21 protein-coding genes are annotated in these 20,330 nt (G+C 62.6%); 6 read left to right on the forward strand and 15 right to left on the reverse strand.

The genetic code is table 11. The annotated features are described in order from the left end of the window. Positions 1-64: 64 nt before the first annotated feature. The gene (locus ACFE72_RS02345) at positions 65-769 is read right to left on the reverse strand and encodes a GntR family transcriptional regulator (RefSeq protein WP_375411427.1); all 705 of its coding nucleotides are present in this window, start codon (positions 767-769) and stop codon (positions 65-67) included. Between the two features lie 3 nt (positions 770-772). Continuing rightward, positions 773-1,708, reverse strand: a complete 936-nt coding sequence (locus tag ACFE72_RS02350; RefSeq protein WP_375411428.1) for an ABC transporter substrate-binding protein — start codon at positions 1,706-1,708, stop codon at positions 773-775. Between the two features lie 91 nt (positions 1,709-1,799). On the opposite strand from ACFE72_RS02350, the gene ACFE72_RS02355 reads away from it, so the two are divergent. Then, on the forward strand, positions 1,800-2,798 hold the full coding sequence (locus tag ACFE72_RS02355) for a fumarylacetoacetate hydrolase family protein (protein ID WP_375411429.1): 999 nt from the start codon (positions 1,800-1,802) through the stop codon (positions 2,796-2,798). 133 nt (positions 2,799-2,931) lie between these two features. Continuing rightward, positions 2,932-3,708, forward strand: a complete 777-nt coding sequence (locus ACFE72_RS02360; RefSeq protein WP_375411430.1) for a cyclase family protein — start codon at positions 2,932-2,934, stop codon at positions 3,706-3,708. 260 nt (positions 3,709-3,968) lie between these two features. Here the strand turns inward: ACFE72_RS02360 and ACFE72_RS02365 are convergent, their stop codons facing one another. From ACFE72_RS02365 to ACFE72_RS02410, 10 genes are all read right to left on the reverse strand, one after another. Beyond that, positions 3,969-4,673, reverse strand: a complete 705-nt coding sequence (locus ACFE72_RS02365; protein WP_375411431.1) for an ABC transporter ATP-binding protein — start codon at positions 4,671-4,673, stop codon at positions 3,969-3,971. Continuing rightward, positions 4,673-5,410, reverse strand: a complete 738-nt coding sequence (locus ACFE72_RS02370; protein WP_375411432.1) for an ABC transporter ATP-binding protein — start codon at positions 5,408-5,410, stop codon at positions 4,673-4,675. The genes ACFE72_RS02365 and ACFE72_RS02370 overlap by 1 nt, the downstream gene beginning before the upstream one ends. An 11-nt stretch (positions 5,411-5,421) precedes the next feature. After that, positions 5,422-6,408: a branched-chain amino acid ABC transporter permease gene (locus ACFE72_RS02375; RefSeq protein WP_375411433.1), complete on the reverse strand. Its 987-nt coding sequence runs from the start codon at positions 6,406-6,408 to the stop codon at positions 5,422-5,424. Further along, positions 6,408-7,274, reverse strand: a complete 867-nt coding sequence (locus ACFE72_RS02380; RefSeq protein ID WP_375411434.1) for a branched-chain amino acid ABC transporter permease — start codon at positions 7,272-7,274, stop codon at positions 6,408-6,410. Before ACFE72_RS02380 ends, ACFE72_RS02375 begins: the two co-directional genes overlap by 1 nt. Before the next feature lie 12 nt (positions 7,275-7,286). Beyond that, a complete protein-coding gene (locus ACFE72_RS02385; protein WP_375411435.1) occupies positions 7,287-8,522 on the reverse strand; it encodes an ABC transporter substrate-binding protein in 1,236 nt (411 codons plus the stop codon). Positions 8,523-8,702: 180 nt separating this feature from the next. Further along, positions 8,703-9,410, reverse strand: a complete 708-nt coding sequence (locus ACFE72_RS02390; protein WP_375411436.1) for a molybdate ABC transporter substrate-binding protein — start codon at positions 9,408-9,410, stop codon at positions 8,703-8,705. Then, on the reverse strand, positions 9,407-11,551 hold the full coding sequence (locus tag ACFE72_RS02395; protein ID WP_375411437.1) for a molybdopterin cofactor-binding domain-containing protein: 2,145 nt from the start codon (positions 11,549-11,551) through the stop codon (positions 9,407-9,409). Before ACFE72_RS02395 ends, ACFE72_RS02390 begins: the two co-directional genes overlap by 4 nt. Further along, complete coding sequence (locus tag ACFE72_RS02400) at positions 11,548-12,018, reverse strand: (2Fe-2S)-binding protein (RefSeq protein WP_375411438.1); 471 nt, start codon at positions 12,016-12,018, stop codon at positions 11,548-11,550. Before ACFE72_RS02400 ends, ACFE72_RS02395 begins: the two co-directional genes overlap by 4 nt. A 13-nt stretch (positions 12,019-12,031) precedes the next feature. Then, positions 12,032-13,000 carry a tripartite tricarboxylate transporter substrate binding protein gene (locus tag ACFE72_RS02405; protein WP_375411439.1) on the reverse strand — a complete coding sequence of 323 codons (969 nt, stop codon included), beginning with the start codon at positions 12,998-13,000 and terminating at the stop codon, positions 12,032-12,034. Positions 13,001-13,012: 12 nt separating this feature from the next. Further along, positions 13,013-13,993 (reverse strand): NAD(P)-dependent oxidoreductase, encoded by a 981-nt coding sequence (locus ACFE72_RS02410; protein ID WP_375411440.1) that lies wholly within the window; start codon positions 13,991-13,993, stop codon positions 13,013-13,015. A gap of 70 nt (positions 13,994-14,063) precedes the next feature. Here ACFE72_RS02410 and ACFE72_RS02415 point away from each other — a divergent pair, with 70 nt between their 5' ends. From ACFE72_RS02415 to ACFE72_RS02430, 4 genes are read left to right on the forward strand one after another with little or no spacing between them, the layout of a single operon-like run. Beyond that, positions 14,064-14,561: a VOC family protein gene (locus ACFE72_RS02415; RefSeq protein ID WP_375411441.1), complete on the forward strand. Its 498-nt coding sequence runs from the start codon at positions 14,064-14,066 to the stop codon at positions 14,559-14,561. Positions 14,562-14,576: 15 nt separating this feature from the next. Beyond that, positions 14,577-15,800 carry an acyl-CoA dehydrogenase family protein gene (locus ACFE72_RS02420; RefSeq protein ID WP_375411442.1) on the forward strand — a complete coding sequence of 408 codons (1,224 nt, stop codon included), beginning with the start codon at positions 14,577-14,579 and terminating at the stop codon, positions 15,798-15,800. An 8-nt stretch (positions 15,801-15,808) separates the two neighbouring features. After that, positions 15,809-16,345, forward strand: coding sequence for a flavin reductase family protein (locus ACFE72_RS02425; protein ID WP_375411443.1), 537 nt, complete (start codon positions 15,809-15,811; stop codon positions 16,343-16,345). Between the two features lie 24 nt (positions 16,346-16,369). Continuing rightward, positions 16,370-17,065: a TetR/AcrR family transcriptional regulator gene (locus ACFE72_RS02430; protein ID WP_375411444.1), complete on the forward strand. Its 696-nt coding sequence runs from the start codon at positions 16,370-16,372 to the stop codon at positions 17,063-17,065. Positions 17,066-17,191: 126 nt separating this feature from the next. Here the strand turns inward: ACFE72_RS02430 and ACFE72_RS02435 are convergent, their stop codons facing one another. Genes ACFE72_RS02435 through ACFE72_RS02445 form a run of 3 tightly spaced genes read right to left on the reverse strand, consistent with a single transcriptional unit; the run spans position 17,192 to position 20,196 of the window. Beyond that, the gene (locus ACFE72_RS02435) at positions 17,192-18,181 is read right to left on the reverse strand and encodes a Gfo/Idh/MocA family protein (protein WP_375411445.1); all 990 of its coding nucleotides are present in this window, start codon (positions 18,179-18,181) and stop codon (positions 17,192-17,194) included. Then, complete coding sequence (locus ACFE72_RS02440) at positions 18,178-19,071, reverse strand: polysaccharide deacetylase family protein (protein ID WP_375411446.1); 894 nt, start codon at positions 19,069-19,071, stop codon at positions 18,178-18,180. The genes ACFE72_RS02435 and ACFE72_RS02440 overlap by 4 nt, the downstream gene beginning before the upstream one ends. Before the next feature lie 18 nt (positions 19,072-19,089). Beyond that, positions 19,090-20,196 (reverse strand): LLM class flavin-dependent oxidoreductase, encoded by a 1,107-nt coding sequence (locus ACFE72_RS02445; protein WP_375411447.1) that lies wholly within the window; start codon positions 20,194-20,196, stop codon positions 19,090-19,092. Positions 20,197-20,330: the final 134 nt, after the last annotated feature.

A 20,330-nucleotide genomic window follows, 5' to 3' on the forward strand; every position in this document is an offset into this window, starting at 1 on the left:
AACGCGATTTGCGGACGCGCCGGGGCAGGTAATGCCGCGGTCTGACCGGCTGCAGCCGTCCTGCTCACGATCGCTCCCCCTTGCCTGGCGGATAGACATAATCCAGCGTCGAATGCAGGTGGGAGGCGAGCGTCGCCGGCGCGCCGTCGAGATCGCGCGCGAGAACACGATCGGCTAGACGCTGATGCACCGCGATGAATTCATCGCCGCTGCCCAGCGCGCCCATCATCACCCGGCGATAGCGGTAAGCCTGATCGTAAAGATCGGAATGGGCCGCAAGCAGCCGTTTCGATCCGCATGCCGCCAGTAGCGAGGTATGGAATTCCTTGTGCAGCCGGTCGAAATCGGGCGTGCCCTCGTGAAACGCGTCGCCGGTTCGCTGGATATGCCGGCGCATCTGATGCAGCGCGCTGATAATTCCCGCTTCCCAGGCGTCGTCGCCCTGCGTCATGGCGAGCCGAAGCGCTTCGATCTCGATCACCGTGCGTATCCGGGTAATATCCTCCAGGTCCTCGCGGCTGATGTCGGCTACGCGAAAACCGCGCTGGCCGATCCCGACGATCAATCCCCTGGAAATCAATCGGGACAAGCCCTCCCGCAACGGCGTGGCGCCGATGTCGTAGCGCCGGACCAGATTAACGATTCCGAGCCGCGCGCCCGGCGCGAGTGCACCGGCGATAATGTCCTGCTGCACAAGGTTGGCGGCGCGTTCGCTCAAGGTGTCCGGACCCGAGACGTCTCCTGCACCGCCGTGAGCCGCTGATGCCATGGCCTATTTCTGATGGTTCAGGATCAGTCTGCTCAAATCGAGTTTCGTCTGCAGCATTTTCTGTGTCGACATGATTTCGATCCACCAGCCCAGTTGTTCGGATTTCAAGTCCGGCTCGGACTTGTTGGGCGGCGTGGCCTTTACCAGTTCGATCGGCTGCTTGGTGAACTTCGAGATCGATGCGGAGGTCTTTTCGCGGTCATTGTTGACGATCACCGCGCCTTCGGCAATCGCGGCACGAAACCTCCTGATGGTGTCGGGATTTTTCTCGGCCCAGTCGCGCGCGGCTGCATAGAAGATGATCGGCTCGGAGCGCGCGAGGTCAACCGCATAACGAGCGCCGACCGACCCCAATCCCGCATTGGTCATTCGGGTGACGAACGGCTCCGCAGTCAGCACGGCATCGACGCCGCCCGACTTGATAATGTCGGACATGGTTGGGAACGTCACCTCCACGAAATTCACAGCCTTCGGATCGACGCCCTTCTCGACTAGCCATTTCACGAACAACACATGCAGAAACGCGCCAAGCCCCGGTGCGCCGACTTTCTTGCCGACGAAATCCTTTGGGGCGTTGATCGTGATGCCGTTTCGGACGAACGCGGTGATGTTGGCGTTCGACGCCGGGCTCATGATCGACGCGCCCGCCACGGCAACCAAGTCCAGGCCGCCATCCGCCGCCTGCAAGAACACGGTCGAGGTCGGGCCGCCGATCTGGATCGAATTGGAGAGGATCGCGGCCGGGATATTCGAATTGATCCTGATCAGAACCATCTCTCCGTCGAGGCCGTGCTTTTTGAAGAGGCCCTCATCGACCGCCACCATGGCGGAGGCGCAATCGCTGGTCGCGGTGCAGCCGATCTGGATTTTGTTCTGCGCCTGAAGCGGCCCGGCGGCCAGAACCGCCGCCACACTCGCCGCGGTTAAGATTTTGGTCATTGATCGTCTCCAACTGCACCGCTTGACAGTCCATTTTTTATCGATATTTCTTTTGATCATATATTTTATTGATGAACAAGGGGGAGAGATAATGAAGCTTGCGACTTTTCGCTGCGACGGCCGAGAGAAGATCGGTCTGGTGCATAGCAACGACTCGCGGCTGTTCGATCTGGCGGCCGCTGCGGATCGCGATGGCAAAGGCAATCCGGCTTTCGGATCGATGTTGTCGTTGATCGACGCCGGTCCTGCCGCGTTGGATCAAGCGAGGACGACATTCGACAGGAGCGGCAAGGACGAAATCTTGTCGGTTGATATCGCCACCGCTGAAATCCTTGCCCCGGTCCCGGAGCCGCGGCAGATGCGCGACGGCATGTCGTTTCCGCTGCACATCCTGCAGGCACCGCGTGGCCAGCTCAAGCTCGCGGCGCGCGAAAAGAACGACATGGCCGAACTGGCGCGGCTCAATGCGGAGCCGCTCGGTGAACTGCCGGAAATCTATCGCAAGCAGCCGATCTACTACATCACCAACCGTTTCAGCGTGCGCGGCACCAATACCACGGTAAAGTGGCCGCGTTACAGCCGAGTGATGGATTACGAACTCGAATTCGGAATCATCACCAAGAACAAGGGCGCGAACATTTCGGCCGCAAAGGCCAGGGATCACATCTTCGGCTTCACCATCTTCAATGATTTCTCTGCGCGTGACGCCCAGCGAATCGAGATGGAAGGACGCCTCGGCCCCGCCAAGGGCAAGAGTTTTGACGGAGGCAACGTCATGGGTCCATGGATCGTAACGCCGGACGAGATCGGAGATCCCTATCATTTGACGATGGAAGTGCGGGTGAACGGCAAGATGCGCTCGCAGGGGGTCTCCGAAGGCATGCTGTTCTCGTTCGAGGAAATCATCGCCCACGTGACTCAGGATGAAACCCTGATGCCGGGCGAATTCATTGGATCAGGCACGGTCGGCAGCGGCTGCGGCCTTGAACTCGGCTGGTATCTCGAGCACGGCGACACCGTCGAACTTGAAGTCGAGAACATCGGTGTTCTGAGAAACAAGGTCGAGCGCCAGGACGCCATCACGACCTAGCACGTAGCCCGGGGCGAGCGTAGCAACCCCGGGGGAAGGCTCGTGTGAGCGCAGGCCGGCGTGAAGGAAGACCCCGGGCTGGCTTCGCTCGCTCGGACTACGATCGCCTAATCCAAAAAAGAGAGGAAATGCCATGGCCAGAAGACTGATCGATATTTCGGTGCCGCTGCAAAACGACGTGCCGGCCGATCCGCCCGGCGGACATCCGACCATCCAGTACATCGACCACCAGCAGGGTCTGCCGCGCATGCTGCAATTCTTCGAAGGCCTCAAGGCCGAGGAACTGCCGGACGGTCACGGGTGGGCGGTCGAGCAGGTGCAGCTCTCGACCCACAACGGCACCCACCTCGACGCGCCCTGGCATTTCCATCCCACCATGAACCGCGGCGAACGGTCATGGACCATCGACGAGGTGCCGCTGGAATGGTGCCTGCAGCCGGGTGTGAAGCTGGACTTCCGGCACTTGCCGGACGGCTATGTGGCGACCGCGAAAGACGTCGAGGCCGAACTCAAGCGCATCGGGCATACGTTGTCGCCGCTGGAAATCGTCGTGGTCAACACGTCGGCCGGCGCCAAATACGGAGCCGGGGACTACGTCACCTCCGGCTGCGGCATGGGCTACGAGGCGACGATGTACCTGCTCGAGCGCGGCGTACGTCTGACCGGGATCGACGGCTGGAGCTGGGATGCGCCCTTCGTCCATACCGCGAAGAAATATGCCGAAACCAAGGACGCCAGCCTGATCTGGGAAGGCCACAAGGCCGGCCGCCATATCGGCTACTGTCACATCGAGAAGCTGCACAATCTGGAGCAACTGCCGTCCACCGGGTTCACGGTGTCCTGCTTTCCGGTCAAGATCGAGCGCGCCTCGGCGGGCTGGACCAGGGCCGTGGCCATCATCGAGGGGTGAGGGCGCAACTCCGCCGTCATCCTGAGAGGATGTGAGCCTTCCCGAACACGCTCGTTCAACACGAGCGCAACCACATCTCCGCGAGTCGTCCCCGCGAAGGCGGGGACCCATACGCCGTGCCGCCTCCTTGTGGCGCTGGGGCAGACGCATTGTGTAATCACAAACGCCGGTGGTTATGGGTCCCCGCCTTCGCGGGGACGACGGCTGATTTTTCGCACCCTCACACGCGAACGTCATCCTGAGAGAGCGGTTTCGGCGAACTAAATCCCGAGATACGCCGCCTGCACCTGCTTGTTGCCGGCCAGCTCCGCGCTTGAGCCGTGCATGATCACATTGCCGCTTTCCAGCACATAGGCGCGCTGCACCAGCATCAGCGCGCGGCTGACGTTTTGCTCCACCAGCAGGATGGCGGTGCCCATCTTGTGAATCTCCGCGATTTTCTCGAAGGTGACGTCGGTCATGACCGGCGCCAGGCCGAGCGAGGGCTCGTCGAGCATCAACAGCCGCGGCTTCAGCATCAACCCGCGGCCGACCGCGAGCATCTGCTGCTCGCCGCCGCTCATGGTCCCCGCCAGTTGTTTCTTGCGATCGGCTAGTCTGGGAAAGATGCTGTAAACGAGGTCGAGCGAACTGCTGCGCTCGGCCTTTGCCTTCGGCACGTAGGCGCCGATCTCGAGATTCTCCTGCACCGTCATTTCGGGGAACACCTGACGGCCCTCCGGTACATGGGCAATGCCCAATTCCGGAATTTTATGCGGGGCTAAGGACGCAAGGTCGGCGCCTGCAAAGGTGATGGTCCCCGAGGTCAGCCGTACCAAGCCCGAGATTGCACGCAGCGTGGTACTTTTCCCGGCGCCGTTCGCGCCCAAAAGGCCGACGGCTTCGCCCTCGCCGATCTCGATGCTGACGGCGTGGATCGCCGGTACCGACCCGTAACTGGCGCTTATGCCGGCTAATTTGAGCACTAGCTTTCTCCCGGCGGGTGCACGTAGGAGCCGAGATAGGCGCGGATCACTTCCGGATTTTCCACGATCTCTTTCGGGCTGCCTTCGGCGATCTTCCAGCCATGGTCGAGCACCACGATGTGGCGCGCCACAGCCATGATGGCGCGCATCACGTGTTCGACGATGACGATGGTGAGACCGCGCCCGGAGAGTTTTTCGACCAGCGCCACCGCCTGGTCGATCTCCGACGGGTTCAGCCCGGCCATCACCTCGTCGAGCAGCAAAATTCGCGGTTGCGTCGCCAGCGCGCGCGCCATTTCCAACCGGCGCTGGTCGATGGTGGTAAGGTCGCGCGCCGGCGTCTGCTCCCGCGCCGACAACCCGACAAATTCGATCGCCTCGCGGGCTTTTTCGCCTGCGGCGTCGACGTGTCTGTCGCGCAAAAACGCGCCGGTCATGACGTTGGCGAGCACCGTCATGGCGCCGAAGGGCTTTGCGACCTGAAAGGTGCGCGCCAGTCCCAGCGCGCAGATATCATGCGGCCGCAAGCCGACGATCTCGCGGCCGAATGCCGACACCGACCCGGAATCCGGCCGGTGAAACCCTGTGATCAGGTTGAAGCTCGTGGTCTTGCCGGCGCCGTTGGGTCCGATCAGCGCGACCGTTTCGTTCTCCTGCACCGAAAAGCTGACGTCCTGCACGGCGCGCAAGCCCCCGAACCGCTTGTTGAGGCCGCGAATGACCAGCGCTTCTGCCATCGCCGCGATCCCTACGCCCGCACCGCGCGGCGGCGGATATGGCGCTGATACGCCTCGGTCGCCACGCCCATCAGTCCGGTCGGCCGCCACAGGATCACCGCCATCAGGATCAGGCTGTAGACGGTGAGCTGAATGCCGCCCACCGAACTGCCGAGCCAGCTCTGCAGCAGCGCGGAGGTGGTCTCCAGCAGCACGGTGCCGATCACCGGCCCCCACAGCGTTCCAATTCCACCGACGATCGATACCAGCGCCGCTTCGATCGAGACGTTGAAGTTGAACGCGGTCGCAGGATCGATGAAGTAAATGTACTGCGTATAAAACGTGCCGGCCAGCGCGGTGAGAAACGAACTGATCAGATAGATGTCGCGCTTGATCTTTGGGGCGTTGACGCCGATCGCTTCGGCCGCGTCCTCGTCCTCGCCGATGGCGACGAGATAATATCCCATCCACGATTTTTCGATCTTGTAGGTGATCGCAAGCCCGAGCGCGAGCAGGCCGAGCGCGACATAATAATAGGATGACTTGGCTTCGAACTGCATCATCAGCGGCGCGTTGCCGAGGTTAGGAATGGTGGTGCCCTCGGCGCCCCAGGCGAGGTCGCGAAATTTCAAGAAGATCAGCATCAGCGCCTGGGCGGTTGCGATGGTGGCGATGGTGAAATACGGCCCGCGCAGCCGGAAGCACAGCCAGCCGATCGGCAGGCTGGCCAGCATCGCCACCACGCCGCCGGCGATCATCCCGATCCACGGCGAGACGCCGAAATCGATCTGGAGAATGGTCGAGGTGTAGGCGCCGAGCCCGAAATAAGCGGCGTGTCCAAGCGACAACTGCTTGGCGTATCCGCCCATCAGGTTCCAGGCGACCCCGATAAAGGCGAACAGCAGGATCCGGATGAAGATGTCGATGGCGAACGAACTCTTCACCAGCAAGGGCAGCGCGATAAGCACCGTGATGCCTGCTGCCAGCCAGAGCCAACCCCGCGTTTGCCGTCCTCCCATCATCGTGCCTTCCCGCCAAGCCCGGTCGGCCTGAACGCCAGCGTCAGCAGCAGCATCCCGAACACCACGATCAATCCGGAGTCGGCGCCGACGAACTGAATTCCGAGCGACTCGGCGACGCCCATCATCAGGCTCGCGACCAATGCGCCGATCACGTTTCCGAGCGATCCCAGCACCACCGCGACAAACGCCATCAGCACGAACACCTGTCCGACAAACGGATAGGCCGAATAGAACGGCATCAGCAGCGAGCCGGCGGCGCCCGCCAGCGCCAGCGCCACGCCCAGCGCCACGCAGAACACGCGGTTGGTGTTGATGCCCATCAATTGCGCGACGTCCGGCTTCTGCGAGGCCGCGCGCATTGCCTTGCCGAGGTCGGTGGCGTGCAGGAACACCCAGAGCGCCGCGCTCAGCATCATGGCGACGGCGAAGGCGATCAGTTTCGCCACCGGGATATAAAGCCCGCCGATATGGAACGCTTCGTCGGAATACGATGTGTGAACAGTGCGATAGTTCGCGGTGAACAGCATCAGCGCCAGGTTCAACAACAGCAGGGACAAGGCGAATGTCAGGAAAATCTGGGGCATGTCGTTCGGCCCCAGCACGCGGCGGATCAGAAAATGCTGGATCAAAACGCCGGCGACGAACAGCACCGGCATCGAGACGATGAGCGACAGCAGCGGATCGATCCCGAACTGGTTGGCGAGGAAAAAGCTGATGTACATCCCGATCATCACGAATTCGCCTTGCGCGAAATTGACGATCTTGACGACCCCGAAGATCAGCGTCACGCCGATCGAGACCAGCGCGTAGATGCCGCCGATGAGCAGGCCGTTTATGACGGCCTGGGCCACTGTCTCCAACATCGTCGTTGACGCTTAGGTTTTCATCAGCGGTGCGCGCGCGTCGTCCTTGGGAAAGACGCTGGCGAGATCGCCGTTCTGCCACTGCACGCCGACCGGACGGCCATGGACGTTCTTGCCGTCGGGCCCGAATTTTACCCTGCCGCCCGGCGCCATGGCCGCAAAACCCTTGGAGACGTCGAGCGCCGACAGCGCCTCGCGGACCTTTTGCGGATCGGCGGAGGCCGCCCGTTCCAAGGCGTCGGCCAGCATGAAGGTCTGCGCGACCAGCCCGCCGGCATATTCGAACAGGAATTCGCCGGTCCGCTTTCTGTATTCGGCGTTAACTTTCTGGGCGTCGTCGTTCATGTCGTGGTTCCAGTGCGCCACGCCCTGCAGGCCTTCGGCGAGCTTGCCGACGTTCTTATAGAAGTCCGGAATGACAAACCCGCCGGAGCCGCCATTGATCGCGATATTGAGACCGACCTGCTTGACGGTGCGCACGATCAGAATCAGGTCGTTCAGGTAGGATACCGAGAACAGCGCGTTGGCGCCGGATGATTTGACCTTGTTGATCAGCGGGCTGGCATCGGTAAACCCCGCCGAATAGGGTTCGAACATCACGATCTCGACGCCTTCGCCGGGGGCCTGCTCCTTCAGCCCGTTCGAGGTCGAGGTGCCGAACGCGGTGTTCTCGAAGATGACGGCGACCTTCGGCTTGTCGCCGACCAGCCGCGACATCTGCAACTGCGCCTGGGCGAACTGCGAGGCGCGCGCGAAAGGCGTGAAGGTATAGGTGCGGTTCTTGTTGAGCTGGTCGGAGCTGGAGCCGGTGATAATAGGCACTTTGGCGCGTTCGCAGACTTCGCTGGCGATCAGCGTGAGCGCGCTGGCGAAGCAGCCATGAACCGCCGACAGCTTGTTGCCGGTGATCAGGCGGTCGGTTTCGGTCCGCGTCACCGTGGTGTCGCTCTGCACGTCGGAGATGATGAGATTGAGTTTGGCGCCGCCGAGCGACTTGATGCCGCCGGCCTCGTTGACCATCTCAACCGCCAGCTTTGCAGCGGTAACGCAGGCGACGCCGATCTGCGCCATGCTCCCGGTGGTCGGATAGAGCGCGCCGATGTTGACGGGATCGGCCGCCCAGCCGCGCAGCGGCACCGCGCCGAAGGCGCCGGCGGCGAGCGCGGTCTTGATGAGAAACTCGCGGCGGCCCTGCCGTTTTGATAGAACGTCGACGCCGGCGGCCGGTCCCTTGCGATCTTTCTTCATGTCGTTTCTCCCTGCGTGGGCGCAGTTTCCGCGCCCTTGCCGGATATCCTATACACGATTGGTGTTCGGGTGCACCCGTCGCTTCGCAAAAAGCAGGCTCCTCCGCATATAATCCGCTTGCCGGTCGTTGCTACTTCTGCATTCCCGCTCTTCCTTCGCACAATTCCGGAGCGAGGGGGGCTACTTCCGCACTTCCAAAAAGCCGGCGCGCATCCGCAATTCGGCCGCATCCGCCGCCGTCAGCAGATCGATCAGGACCTGAGCCCGGTCAGGATCGAGCGCCTGCGCCGCGACGGCAGCCGTATAGACCGTGGACAGTCCGCATTCCCGCGGCAGCGATCCCGACAGCGCCACGCCGGCGGTGTTGATGATCTCGGTCGACTGCGTGCAGCCGATCGGTCTTGCGGCGGTGGATTGCGCGAGATTGCGCATGGCGGTCGCGCCGTTCGGGAATACCTTGAGCCGGGATGCGGCCTGATCTGCGATCCCAAGCTGCTTCAGGATCCTTGCAACGTGAATGCCGGCGGTCGACGCCTTGGTGTCCGGAACGAAGATCGCGTCGGCGGCGAGGAATGCGGCGCGTAGGGCGTCGGCATCGTGCACCGGCACGGGCCGATCGCCGGCGCGGATCGCGATCGCGGTCTCGACAACGCCGATATCGGCAACCGAGGCGGCGGCGACAAGGTTTTCGCGCACCAGATCGGCGATCATGGCTGCCGTCAGGACCACGATGTCCGCGGCCGCGCCGTCGCGCAATTTGCCGGCCATGGCGCCGACCGCGCCGAACTCTCCGCTGATGGCGAGGCCGGTCAGCGCTGTGAATTTTGCGGCCAGACTTGCGACCAGGCCCTGCACCGCGCCCCCACTCAGGATTTTCAGTGAATTCATGGCGAGACTTCCATCGCCGCGATCAGGCTGTCGCGCGTGATCGGCAGGTTGCGCACCCGCACGCCCAGCGCATCGGCTACGGCATTGGCAATTGCAGCCGTAGTCGGGCCGTGGGCCGCCTCGCCCGCGCCGACCGGATCGATCTCAGGCCGCGCGATTACCTCGACCTGTACGTCCGGCGCCTCGCTGAAACGGAGGATCGGATACGCCGACCAGGTGTTGCTGGTGATGCGCTCGCGGTCGAAGCGGACCCGTTCCTTCAGCACCCAACTGGTGGCCTGGATGGCGCCGCCCTCGATCTGGTTGACCACGCCGTCGGGATTGACGGCCTCGCCGACATCGACCGATATGCTGAGGCGCCGGACGCGGAGTTCTTCGGCGCATTCGACCTCCGCGATAACCGCGCAATAGGCGCCGGTATTCTTGTATCGCGAAAAACCGATGCCGTGACCGACGCCGGCCTGTCTGCGCGGCTTCCAGTTCGCGCGGCTGGCGACCGACCGGATCACGTCGCGGGCCCTTGGATCGGACAAATGGCGCAGCCGGAAGGCGACGGGGTCTTCGCCGCGCTCGGCAGCCAGTTCGTCGAGAAAGGATTCGATCGCGAACACGTTGCCCTGCGCGCCCAGCGTCCGCAGCGCGGAGGTGCGTATCGGCATGGCGAGCAGGCGGTGGCAGTCGATCTGCCACGACGGAAAATCGTAGAGCGGAATCGAATTGCGGTCGGCGCCGCCGCCATTGGCCTGCGGCGGATTGGTGGAGATCATGCGCGCGAACGGGGCCGCCAATTCGGTTGCGGCGAGCAAAGCCGGCAGGGCGGCGCGTCCTGGCCGCGCGGTGTGGCCGTTGCCCCAGATCGTGTGGCGCCAGCCGATAATTTCGCTTTGCGCGTCGAGATCGGCTTCGATTTCGATCGCCATTGCCGCGCCGAACGGCGCATGGGTCATCTCGTCCTGGCGCGACCATTGCACGCGGACCGGCCGGCCGGAGGCCTGCCTGGCGAGCAGGACGGCATCGAGCGCGACGTCGTCGGCGCCGTTGTGTCCATAGCAGCCGGCGCCTTCCATGTGTTCGACGACGATATTCTCCACTGGCAGTGCCAGAACCAGCGCGAGATCGGCACGCAGCAGATAGACGCCCTGGCTGTGGGTCCAGACACGGATCCGGTCTTCGCTCCATTGCGCGATGGCGCAGCATGGCGCAATCGACGCATGCGCGATGTAGGGACGGGTATATTGCCGCTTGACCGTGCGTTTCCTCTCGCCGCCATGCGCTGCGGTTTTCCTGTCGATGACGGTCGACTCCGCCGGCTGGCTTTTCAACCATTCCGCCAGCCCGTTTTCATCGGGCAGCGTTTCGCGCGGCGACCACGCCGCGCCCTTGCGCAGCGCCTTCAGCGCGGCTTCGGCTGCGGCTTCGGTTTCGCTCACGACCCCGGCGAAATCTCCGTTGCGAACGACGGCGACAAGGCCAGCAATGGCGTGCGCGCCGTCCTGTCGCAGGTCTTCAAGCTTCGCCGACGGGATGTCCGAGCGCAGCACCCGGCCATGCAGCATTCCCGGCAGCGTGGAATCGTGAATGAAACGCGGATGCGCGAAAACCTTGTCGGGAATATCCAGCCGCGGTACGGAATTTCCCGCAAGCGTCCGCTGTGCCGACGATTTCGCCGTTGCGCCGGATGTCGCCTGCCGATCCAGCGAAATCTCGCCGGCCAGCTCCCAGTAGCTGGTTCGTACATTGCCCGGTCCGGAGATCTCGCCATCGCTGATACCGAGCGCATCGATGCCGACGCCGAGACGATCGGAGGCGGCGGAAAGAAAGATGTGCCGGACCTCGGCGCAAACCTGCCTGATGGCGCGGCCGGACTGCTGCACCGACAGGCTGCCGGACGTCACGCCTTCATTGGGGCTGCCCGCCGTGGTCGCGCGAATCATGCGGACACGGCCAAGCTCGATATCGAGTTCGTCCGCAGCGATCTGGGCCAACGCCGTGACGATGCCCTGGCCGATCTCCACCTTGCCCGGCGAAATCACCACGTGTCCGTCCGCCGAAACCTGCACCCAGGATGACAGGGCAGGATTCGCGGCGAGGCTTGGCGGCAGTTGTTGTCGCGGGGCGGAGGAGGGCGCGGGCTTTGTCATCTGGTTTTCATTTCCGCCGCCGCGCGCAGCACCGCTTTTACGATCCGGTTATGCGAACCGCAGCGGCAGAGATTGCGATCCAGCGCGGTCCTGACATCTCCGTCGGACGGATCAGGATTTTTCTTCAGCAGCGCGGCTGCGCTGATCAAAATGCCGGGAATGCAGTAGCCGCATTGCAAGGCCTGTTCGGCGATGAAAGCGGTTTGCAACGGATGCGGTTGTTGTGCAGTGCCAAGGCCCTCGATCGTGGTGACGTCCTTGTCGGCGACCGCCCATAGCGGTGTGTCGCAGGAGGCGACCGCCCGGTCGCCGACCATGACATTGCAGGCGCCGCACGCATCGGCGCCGCAGCCGAAATGCGGCCCGGTCATCTGCAGCGGCCCGCGCAGGAGTTCGAGCAGCGGTCGATCGGGATCGGCATCGACCGCGGTTTCGACGCCGTTGAGGCGGAATCGGATGCTGGGCATTAAGGCTAAGCCCTCATTGCGGTTTGGCGCCGAACGTCTTGACGACTTCCACCCATTTGACGATGTCGCCACGCAGATATGTGTCGAACTGCTCCGGCGTCATCGACATCGGAACCGCGCCCTGGCCGGTCCAGAGTTTTACGACATCCGGGCGTCGGATCGCGGCGTTCACGGCGGCATTCAATTTATCGATAATCGGCTTCGGGGTAGCCGCGGGCGCCATCAGGCCGAGCCAGATGGTTGCCTCGTATCCGGCGATGCCGGCTTCGATGGCCGTCGGTACCTCGCGCAGCACGGTCGATCGCGTCTTGCCGGTCGTAGCCAGCGCTCTCACCTGGCCCTCGCTGACATTGGGGGCCATCGCCGTGACCGCATCGATCATCATCTGGACCTGGCCGCCGATGACGCCGCTGCGCGCTTCGCCGCTGTTGCGGTAGGGAACGTGCACGAGGTCGATGCCGGCCATGGTCTTGAACAGTTCGCCGGCCATGTGATAGGGCGTGCCCTGTCCCGACGACGCATAGTTCAGTTTGCCCGGCTGCGCTTTTGCCAGCGCGATGAATTCGGCGAGCGTCTTCGCCGGCACCGACGGATGCACCACGATGACAAGGTCGGAATAATTGACCGGCGCGATCGGCGCCAGATCCTTCATCAGCTCGTATTTTCGCTGAGATGCCGCTACCAGCGATTCATTCGCTGTCTGGGTATTCGACATCATCAACAGCGTATAGCCGTCGGGCGCGGATTTAGAAACTTCAAAAGTGCCGATCACGCCGCCGGCGCCGGTGCGGTTCTCGATCACAAACGGCTGGCTGAAATACTCCTGCAGCATGCTGCCGATCTGGCGGGCGGTCACATCGGCCGGGCCGCCGGCCCCGAACGGCACGATGATCTTGACCGGCCGGGTCGGATAATCCTGCGCGAGGCATGGAATTGCAACAAGAGCCGCCAGTAGGGCGAGGGCGAACCTTGGGCCGGTCATCCCGGTCTCCCCTTATTTATTTGTTGCGGGCTTGATACCGGGTACGATGGTTCTCTTCAACACCTCGAATACTGCCGCGGTATCCTGATCACCCAATCCCATCGCCATCGCCTGCGCATAAACAGGTTGCGTCAGCGTAAACAGCGGGGTTGCGCAGCCGACATCGTCGGCAAACTCGGCAATGATCGCCATGTCCTTTTTCCAGGTCGAGACCTTCATGGTCGCCGGCTCATAGACGCCTTCGACCATCATCGGCGCCCGCATCTGGAACATGCGCGAGCCGCCGGCCCCGGGTCCGACCATGTCGACGACCAATTTCGGATCGAGGCCGGCGCGCTGCGCCAGCACCATCGCCTCGGCTGTGGCGACGTTGTGGATCGCGACCAGGTGATTGGCGACGAATTTCATCCGGCTTCCATTGCCGAACACGCCCAGATCGGCGCTTTGCTTGGCGAAGTCGGAGAAAAGCCCGGCGCATCGCGAAATGGCGTCGCTGTCCCCGCTGGCATAAACCACGAGATCGCGCGTCTTTGCCTGCGCGCCGGTCCCGCTCAAGGGACAGTCGAGCGCGATGTGGCCGGCTTTTTTCAGGATCCCTTCGAACCGCAGCTTGTCGGCGATGGTAAGCGTGCTGAGTTCGACCACAATCCGCGGCGGCTGACCGGAAGCGGCGATTTCACGCGCAACGTCGCCGGCCGCCGCCGCGCTGGGAAGGCTGGTCATGATGATTTCCGCGGCATGCGCGACCTGCGTCGTGTTCGCGGCAATGGCAACGCCGGCCAGCGCGAGCTCGGCCCGCCGCGCGGCGTCGATGTCGGTGCCGACGACCTTCCATCCGCGCTCGACAAGATTGCGGGCGATTGCGCTTCCCATGATGCCGAGCCCGGCAATTCCGACGGTCTTGTTCATGAAAATCCATTCCTGCCGATTGCTTGCGGTCCCGGCACACCAGCGGCGGCTTGAATAGTTGTTGATCAGGCGATAAACAATCATCAAGCAGCCGCAATCGGTCAAGCGGGTTTGGTCGCTTTCCGGCACATTATGCTTTCCAGGGAGGCGCGTGATGAAGGTTACCGGCTTCAATCATTTGTCGATCGGCACCCGGAATCTCGCGGAGTCGGTGAAGTTCTACGAAACCGTGTTGGGCATGCAGACCATTCCCAGCTACAATTTCGGTTTCAAGACGAAATACCTGCGCTGCGGCGATCTGCAGTTGCACATCTTCGAACTGGAAGACAACATCCCGTTCTATCAGCACTTTGCCGTCGATGTGGATGATTTCCACGCCGCCTATGATGCCGCCAAGGCAATGGGTGCGCTGGATTCGACGGCGTTTCGCAACCCGGTCAACGAGCTTCCGGACGGCTGCGTCCAGATGTATCTGCGCGATCCCGCAGGCAATCTGATCGAGATCGACTGGCCCGACGTCGCCACGCTGGACCGATCGCGGATTCCCGAAATGAAATTGCTGACCGAATTCGCCGAACAAAACGAAGAGGGGCTCGCGGCCTCGCTCTATCTGGACCGGCCGCACCTCAAGCCGGTGCGGCGCGCCGGATAGCGGGAGCGACAGAGAATGCCGGACGTTGTTCGGAAGCCGCAGGCGGGCGTGCGCTCAGAGCGCGACGACGCCTATGCCGCCATGATGGTTCGTGCCAAAGCCCTGGTTCCGCAATTGCGGGATCGCTCGTCCCGGACCGAGGAGTTGCGGCGCCTGCCATCGGAAACCGAGCGCGATCTGCATGACGCCGGCCTGTTCAGGATCGTGCAGCCGAAACGGGCGGGAGGCTCCGAGCTGGATTATGTCGCCCTGGTCGATTTCGCCGACACCATCGCGCTGGCCGACGCATCCGTGGCGTGGAACCTTGCCAACCTGTCAAGTCATCACTGGATGCTCGGCATGTTCGACCGTCGCGCGCAGGACCTCGTCTGGAACCAGGACGCCGATGCACTGATTGCATCATCGTTCGTGTTTCCGGCCGGCCGCGCCAACAAAGTCGATGGCGGATATGTGCTGCGGGGCCGCTGGCCTTTTTCGTCGGGAGTTGATTCCAGCGCATGGAATATGCTGGCCGGCGTTGTCTCGTCCGACGACGAGGCCGACGGCATCGAATACCGGATTTTTCTGCTCAACCGGAGCGATTACAGGATTATCGATACCTGGAACGCGGCGGGCTTGAGGGGCACCGGATCCAACGACGTCGAGGTCGACGGCGTGTTCGTCGCCGAGGCCATGACGCTGGCGGTAGCGGCTCTCGCCGGTGGGCCGACGCCGGGCAGCGCGGTCAATCCGAATGCGCTTTATGCGCTGCCGGTGTTCTCGCTGTTTCCCTATGTGCTGTCGGGCGTGGCGCTGGGAAACGCGCAGGCCTGCCTGGATGATTACATCGACGTGGCGCGTCACCGTGCATCGACCTACAATCGCGCCAAGCTCGGCGACCTGCAGAGCACGCAGATCAAGATTGCCGAAGCCTCCGCCAAGATCGACGCGGCGCGGCTTATCATGCGTTCGACCTGCATCCAGGCGATGGCCGATGCGAGGGCCGGCCGCATTCCGGATATGGCCACCAAGACCAGATTGCGCCGCGACGGGGCTTTCGCCGTCAATCTCTGCACCGAGGCCGTTTCGCTGCTGTTCTCGGCGAGCGGCGCGCGCGGATTGTCCACCACCGGTGCGCTGCAGCGGCAGTTCCGCGACGCCCAGGCCATCAATTCCCACATTGCGTTTAATTTCGATGCGCAAGGCACCAATTACGGCCGTGTCGCGCTTGGCCTGCCTTCCGAAAACCTGACGCTTTGAGGTCGGCGATGACCGACGCGCCAAAGCATGCAATCGATCCGGCGGCCGAACTGGCCAGCGACAGCTCGCCGATTGATCCGAGGGATTTCCGCAACGCGCTCGGCACCTATGCCACGGGCGTCACCGTCATCACCGCCGCCGGCACGGACGGAAAGCCCACCGGACTGACCTGCAATTCGTTCACGTCGGTGTCGCTCAATCCGCCGCTCGTGCTCTGGAGTCTGGTGATCTTTTCGCAAAGCATGAGCGTTTTCCAGAACGCCAGCCATTTCGCGGTCAACGTGCTCGGCGCATCGCAGCAGGCGTTGGCGACAAAATTCGCGATTTCCTCGGCCGACAAATTCGCCGGGGTTGAATGGACGGCGGGCCTCGGCAACGCTCCAATTCTCACCAACAGCGTGGCAAATTTTCAGTGCCGCACCGCCGACCGGTACTATGGCGGCGATCACGTCATTTTCCTCGGCGCCGTCGAGGCCTATGCGTACACCCGGCAGGAGCCGCTGCTGTTTGCGCGCGGCGGCTATGGCCGATTCATCGAAGCCTGACCAATTCAGCGGCGGAAGGTCTTCATGACAAAGAAAACGTCGTCCACGCCTAGCCGCGGAAAACAGAAACGGCTGTCTCCGGACGATCGTCGTCAGGAGTTCGTCGCGAAAGCCACCGAATTCTTCTCTGAACAGGGATTCGGCGGCGGCACCCGCGACCTGGCGCGCCGGCTCGGCGTCACTCAGCCGCTGCTGTATCGCTACTTTCCAAGCAAAGACGATCTGATCAAGGAGGTCTATCGCACGGTCTATCTGGAGCCGCTCGACACCGGATGGGAAAAGCTGCTCGCCGACCGGTCCCGGCCGGTTCGCGATCGGCTGCAGGAATTCTACCAGGCCTATACCAATGTGATCTTCACCCGCAAATGGCTTCGCATCTATCTGTATTCGGGCCTGAAGGGATTGGACATCAACCGCTGGTATGTCGGCGTGGTGCGGGACAAGATCCTGACGCGGATCATCAAGGAATGCCGTCATGAAGCGGGGTTGCCGGCGCAGGGCAAGCCCACCGCCTCGGAGCTTGAGATGGCATGGGTGTTTCACAGCGGAATCTTCTATTATGGCGTTCGCAAATACATTTACGAGTCCCCCGTGCTCGAGGACAAGGAACAGATGATCAGCGACGCGCTGGACGCTTATCTGGCGGGCTTTGAACGGGTGTTTGGATCTTCTGCTGCACGACGCGAACCAGTGCACCGCCGTCATCCTGGGAGGATGTGAATGTTTGCGTCATTGCAGGCGAAGCGAAGTAATCCAGAGGCCACCAAGGAAGAGCGGATTGTTCGCCGCGTCCTTCGAGACGCCGCATAAGCGCGAGGCTCAGGATGACGGCCAAGGACCGCGTTTCTAGATGTTCTCGATCCCGCCGCTCTTCACCGATCGCTGGATCGCCTCGAAACTTCGGACATTCAGCAGCATCTCATCCAGCGTGACCGGATAGCGCGCGTCCCCAAGTGCGGCGCGGCCAAAAGCCTCGATATTGTCGCACATTGTCGGGTGCGGGGGATAGAACACCGTCGCCGGCTCCTCATTGCGGTGGACGCTGGTGACGTCCCATCCGGTAATATGCTCCGGATGGCTGCGGTCGCGGATTTCCACCCAGCCTTTGGAGCCTTGCAGCGCAAGGCGTCCCATGAACGGCGTCGCCAGCACGGCGCCCAGCAGCGCGGTGGCGCCGCTCTCGAATCCGATCGTGACCGACAACGTATCGCCGTTGGCAAAATCACTGCCCAGGGTTGCCAGCCTCGCCCAGACCAGCGTCGGGCGGCCGAGCAGCGCGATGGACAGGTCCACCAGATGGATGCCGGTGGCCGATAGCGGGCCAACTGGATTGACCGAATTCGACAGCCGCCAGTTATCGCGTGGCATGTTCAGGAACTTGTCCTGGCTGAAGTTACCTTCCAGCAGCAGCGGCGTGCCGAACTCGCCGGCTGCAAATCGCTGCCGCATCTCGATCACCGCGGGCTCGAAACGGCGTTCATGCCCGATGCCCAGTTGCACGCCGGCCTTTCTCACCGCAGCGATGGCGGCTTCGGCATCCGCCGCCGTGGTGCACAGCGGCTTCTCGCAAAACACGTGACGTCCCGACTGCGCCGCCGCCACGATCTGCTTGGCATGATGCTCCTGCGGCGTGCAGAGGATGACCGCCTTGATTTCGAGATCCGCCAGCGCGTCCTCGAAGCGCGTCGCCGTTTTTACGCCAAGCGCCGATGCGGCGGCGCGCGCGGGCTCACTCGGATCGACGCCGAGCACCGGGTTGACGACCGGGCTGTTCAACAGGGCCTTGAGGATGATCGATCCCCACCAGCCGAGACCGATGATCGCGGCCTTGATCATGTCTTGGCCCGGGCCGCCGCCGCGGCAAGCTCGGCGCCATACCAGTCGCCGATCTCGCTCGCGGTCATCAACGCGACTCCGTCATGCCCGATGACATAATCGAGCAATGCTTCCAGGTATTTGATGCGATGCGGAACGCCGGTGATGTAGGGGTGGATCGAGATCGCCATCACGCGTGCGTTGGTCGCGCCTTCGAGATACAGCCGGTCGAACTGGTCGGTGCAGCGTTTCAGGAACTGCTCGGACGGAAGGTGTTGCAGCGCGTGGATGACGATGTCGTTGGTTTCCACCGAATATGGAATCGTGGTGATGGTGCCGTGAGGCGTCCCCAGTTCCTGCGGCAGATCATCGATCACCCAGTCTGCGACGTATTCGATGCCGTTGAGGCGCAACAGATCGAGCGTCTCGTCGGTTTCCGTGAGGCCCGGGCTTTCCCAGGATCGCGGCGCCTTGCCGGTAAATTTGGCGATAGTATCGACGCTGCGCTTGATCGCATCGGCCTGATCGTCCAGCCTGTGCATCGGACCCTGAACGAATCCATGCCCCATGAACTCGAAGCCGGCCTCGCGCGCGGCCGACGCGACCCGGGGATAGGACATGCATACGTTCGCATTCAACGCCAGCGTCACCGGCATGTCGCGATCGGTCAGCGCCTTGAACTGTCGCCAGAAGCCCGCGCGCATTCCATATTCGTGCCACGACCAGTTCGGCACGTCGGGCAGCAGCGGTTGTCCCATCGGCGGGCTCAGCACGGTGCGCGGCATCGCGTTTTCGATCCGCCATTCCTCGACATTGAGGATGATCCACACCGCAAGCTTCTTGTCGCCCGGCAGCTTCAGTCTCGGCCGGTCGACCAGCGCCTGATAGGGAATGCGATCGGTGAGGGCCACGGCCTGCTTCCCTGACGGTTATTCTGCTGCGTTGCTTTGCTTCGGAGCGTCCGCGTTGACCCGCGACATCACCTTTTCCGCCATCAGGATCATGGATTCGCGCCCAAGCTCGCGGTCCTTCCAGTCCTTGCCTGCGTAGAGCAGGGTGCCGAAGGCGCCGACCTCGCTCTGAAAGGCAAGCAGCTGATCCGCGACGCTGTCCGGCGTTCCGTAAATGATAAGCCTCTCGCAGATCGATTCCAGCGTCACTTCGTCATCGGGCTGGTCGCGGCGGGTCTTGAACAGCTCGATACGGCCGTTCTTCTTCAGCTTGGTGAACAGCGACCGATAGTAGTTGACGTAAGGACCGTCCGGGTCGGTGGCATAGGCCTTGGCCTTTGCCGCGTCCTTGGCGACAAACACGCTCTTGGCCACGCGCCAGTTGCCGGCATCGGCTGGGCGGCCGCCGCGCTCGCAGCCCTCGACATATTTCGGCCAATGGCTCCTGACCCAGGCCGGCATCAGGAAGTTGGCCGAAATCGGATCCCATCCCCGGGCGGCCGCCTCAGTGACGCCCTTCGAGAACGGTGCGACCGCGGTCACCACGATCGGCGGATGCGGACGCTGCAGCGGCCGCGCAATGATGCCCTGGCCGATATCCTCGATCAGGTGCCGCTCGGTGGAAATGTTCCAGTATTTTCCCTTGATATTGTAGGGAGCTTCGCCCTCCCAGATCTCCAGCACCTGATTGATGGCTTCGAGAAACATCTCGTTGCGGTCGGCGTCGAGATTGCCGAACGCCTCGGCATCCGACAGCAGTCCGCCTGGGCTGATGCCGAAAATAAGCCGCCCGTCGAGCATGTGGTCGAGCATCGACAGGCTGGCGGCCAGCGCCGCCGGATGGGTATTCGGCATGTTGATCGTGCCGGTGCCGAGCTTGATCTGCTTCGTTGCGGCCGCGATCCAGGCCATGAACGCGATGCAGGACGTGATGTTCTCGGCCCGGTCGGTGACGTGCTCGCCGACATAGGCTTCGCTAAATCCCAACTCATCGGCCAGCAGGAAGGCTTCACGGTCTTCCTTGAGCGACAGCCGCCAGTCCTTGCCGAGAGGATGCATCGGCATGGTGAAGAATCCGAGCTTCATTATCCGCGCCTCCCTGAGACCGAAAGCTGTTTCGTTAACGCCATCATAACAAGTCCGAAAGTCGAACGACATGGAAATAATCGCTCGATAAACAAACTTGACCTTTCAGGGTCGCCGCCGTCTAATCCGGAAAA

It is taken from the genome of uncultured Bradyrhizobium sp. (assembly GCF_964252615.1).
In the GTDB taxonomy this organism is placed as follows: domain Bacteria; phylum Pseudomonadota; class Alphaproteobacteria; order Rhizobiales; family Xanthobacteraceae; genus Bradyrhizobium.

What these genes read in the sequence shown, in the direction of transcription:
- ACFE72_RS02345 (WP_375411427.1), bottom strand. Translation starts at nt 769, where the DNA reads ATGGCATCAGCGGCTCACGGCGGTGCAGGAGACGTCTCGGGTCCGGAC.
- ACFE72_RS02350 (WP_375411428.1), bottom strand. Translation starts at nt 1,708, where the DNA reads ATGACCAAAATCTTAACCGCGGCGAGTGTGGCGGCGGTTCTGGCCGCC.
- ACFE72_RS02355 (WP_375411429.1), top strand. Translation starts at nt 1,800, where the DNA reads ATGAAGCTTGCGACTTTTCGCTGCGACGGCCGAGAGAAGATCGGTCTG.
- ACFE72_RS02360 (WP_375411430.1), top strand. Translation starts at nt 2,932, where the DNA reads ATGGCCAGAAGACTGATCGATATTTCGGTGCCGCTGCAAAACGACGTG.
- ACFE72_RS02370 (WP_375411432.1), bottom strand. Translation starts at nt 5,410, where the DNA reads ATGGCAGAAGCGCTGGTCATTCGCGGCCTCAACAAGCGGTTCGGGGGC.
- ACFE72_RS02375 (WP_375411433.1), bottom strand. Translation starts at nt 6,408, where the DNA reads ATGGGAGGACGGCAAACGCGGGGTTGGCTCTGGCTGGCAGCAGGCATC.
- ACFE72_RS02380 (WP_375411434.1), bottom strand. Translation starts at nt 7,274, where the DNA reads ATGTTGGAGACAGTGGCCCAGGCCGTCATAAACGGCCTGCTCATCGGC.
- ACFE72_RS02385 (WP_375411435.1), bottom strand. Translation starts at nt 8,522, where the DNA reads ATGAAGAAAGATCGCAAGGGACCGGCCGCCGGCGTCGACGTTCTATCA.
- ACFE72_RS02390 (WP_375411436.1), bottom strand. Translation starts at nt 9,410, where the DNA reads ATGAATTCACTGAAAATCCTGAGTGGGGGCGCGGTGCAGGGCCTGGTC.
- ACFE72_RS02395 (WP_375411437.1), bottom strand. Translation starts at nt 11,551, where the DNA reads ATGACAAAGCCCGCGCCCTCCTCCGCCCCGCGACAACAACTGCCGCCA.
- ACFE72_RS02400 (WP_375411438.1), bottom strand. Translation starts at nt 12,018, where the DNA reads ATGCCCAGCATCCGATTCCGCCTCAACGGCGTCGAAACCGCGGTCGAT.
- ACFE72_RS02405 (WP_375411439.1), bottom strand. Translation starts at nt 13,000, where the DNA reads ATGACCGGCCCAAGGTTCGCCCTCGCCCTACTGGCGGCTCTTGTTGCA.
- ACFE72_RS02410 (WP_375411440.1), bottom strand. Translation starts at nt 13,993, where the DNA reads ATGATTGTTTATCGCCTGATCAACAACTATTCAAGCCGCCGCTGGTGT.
- ACFE72_RS02415 (WP_375411441.1), top strand. Translation starts at nt 14,064, where the DNA reads ATGAAGGTTACCGGCTTCAATCATTTGTCGATCGGCACCCGGAATCTC.
- ACFE72_RS02420 (WP_375411442.1), top strand. Translation starts at nt 14,577, where the DNA reads ATGCCGGACGTTGTTCGGAAGCCGCAGGCGGGCGTGCGCTCAGAGCGC.
- ACFE72_RS02425 (WP_375411443.1), top strand. Translation starts at nt 15,809, where the DNA reads ATGACCGACGCGCCAAAGCATGCAATCGATCCGGCGGCCGAACTGGCC.
- ACFE72_RS02430 (WP_375411444.1), top strand. Translation starts at nt 16,370, where the DNA reads ATGACAAAGAAAACGTCGTCCACGCCTAGCCGCGGAAAACAGAAACGG.
- ACFE72_RS02435 (WP_375411445.1), bottom strand. Translation starts at nt 18,181, where the DNA reads ATGATCAAGGCCGCGATCATCGGTCTCGGCTGGTGGGGATCGATCATC.
- ACFE72_RS02445 (WP_375411447.1), bottom strand. Translation starts at nt 20,196, where the DNA reads ATGAAGCTCGGATTCTTCACCATGCCGATGCATCCTCTCGGCAAGGAC.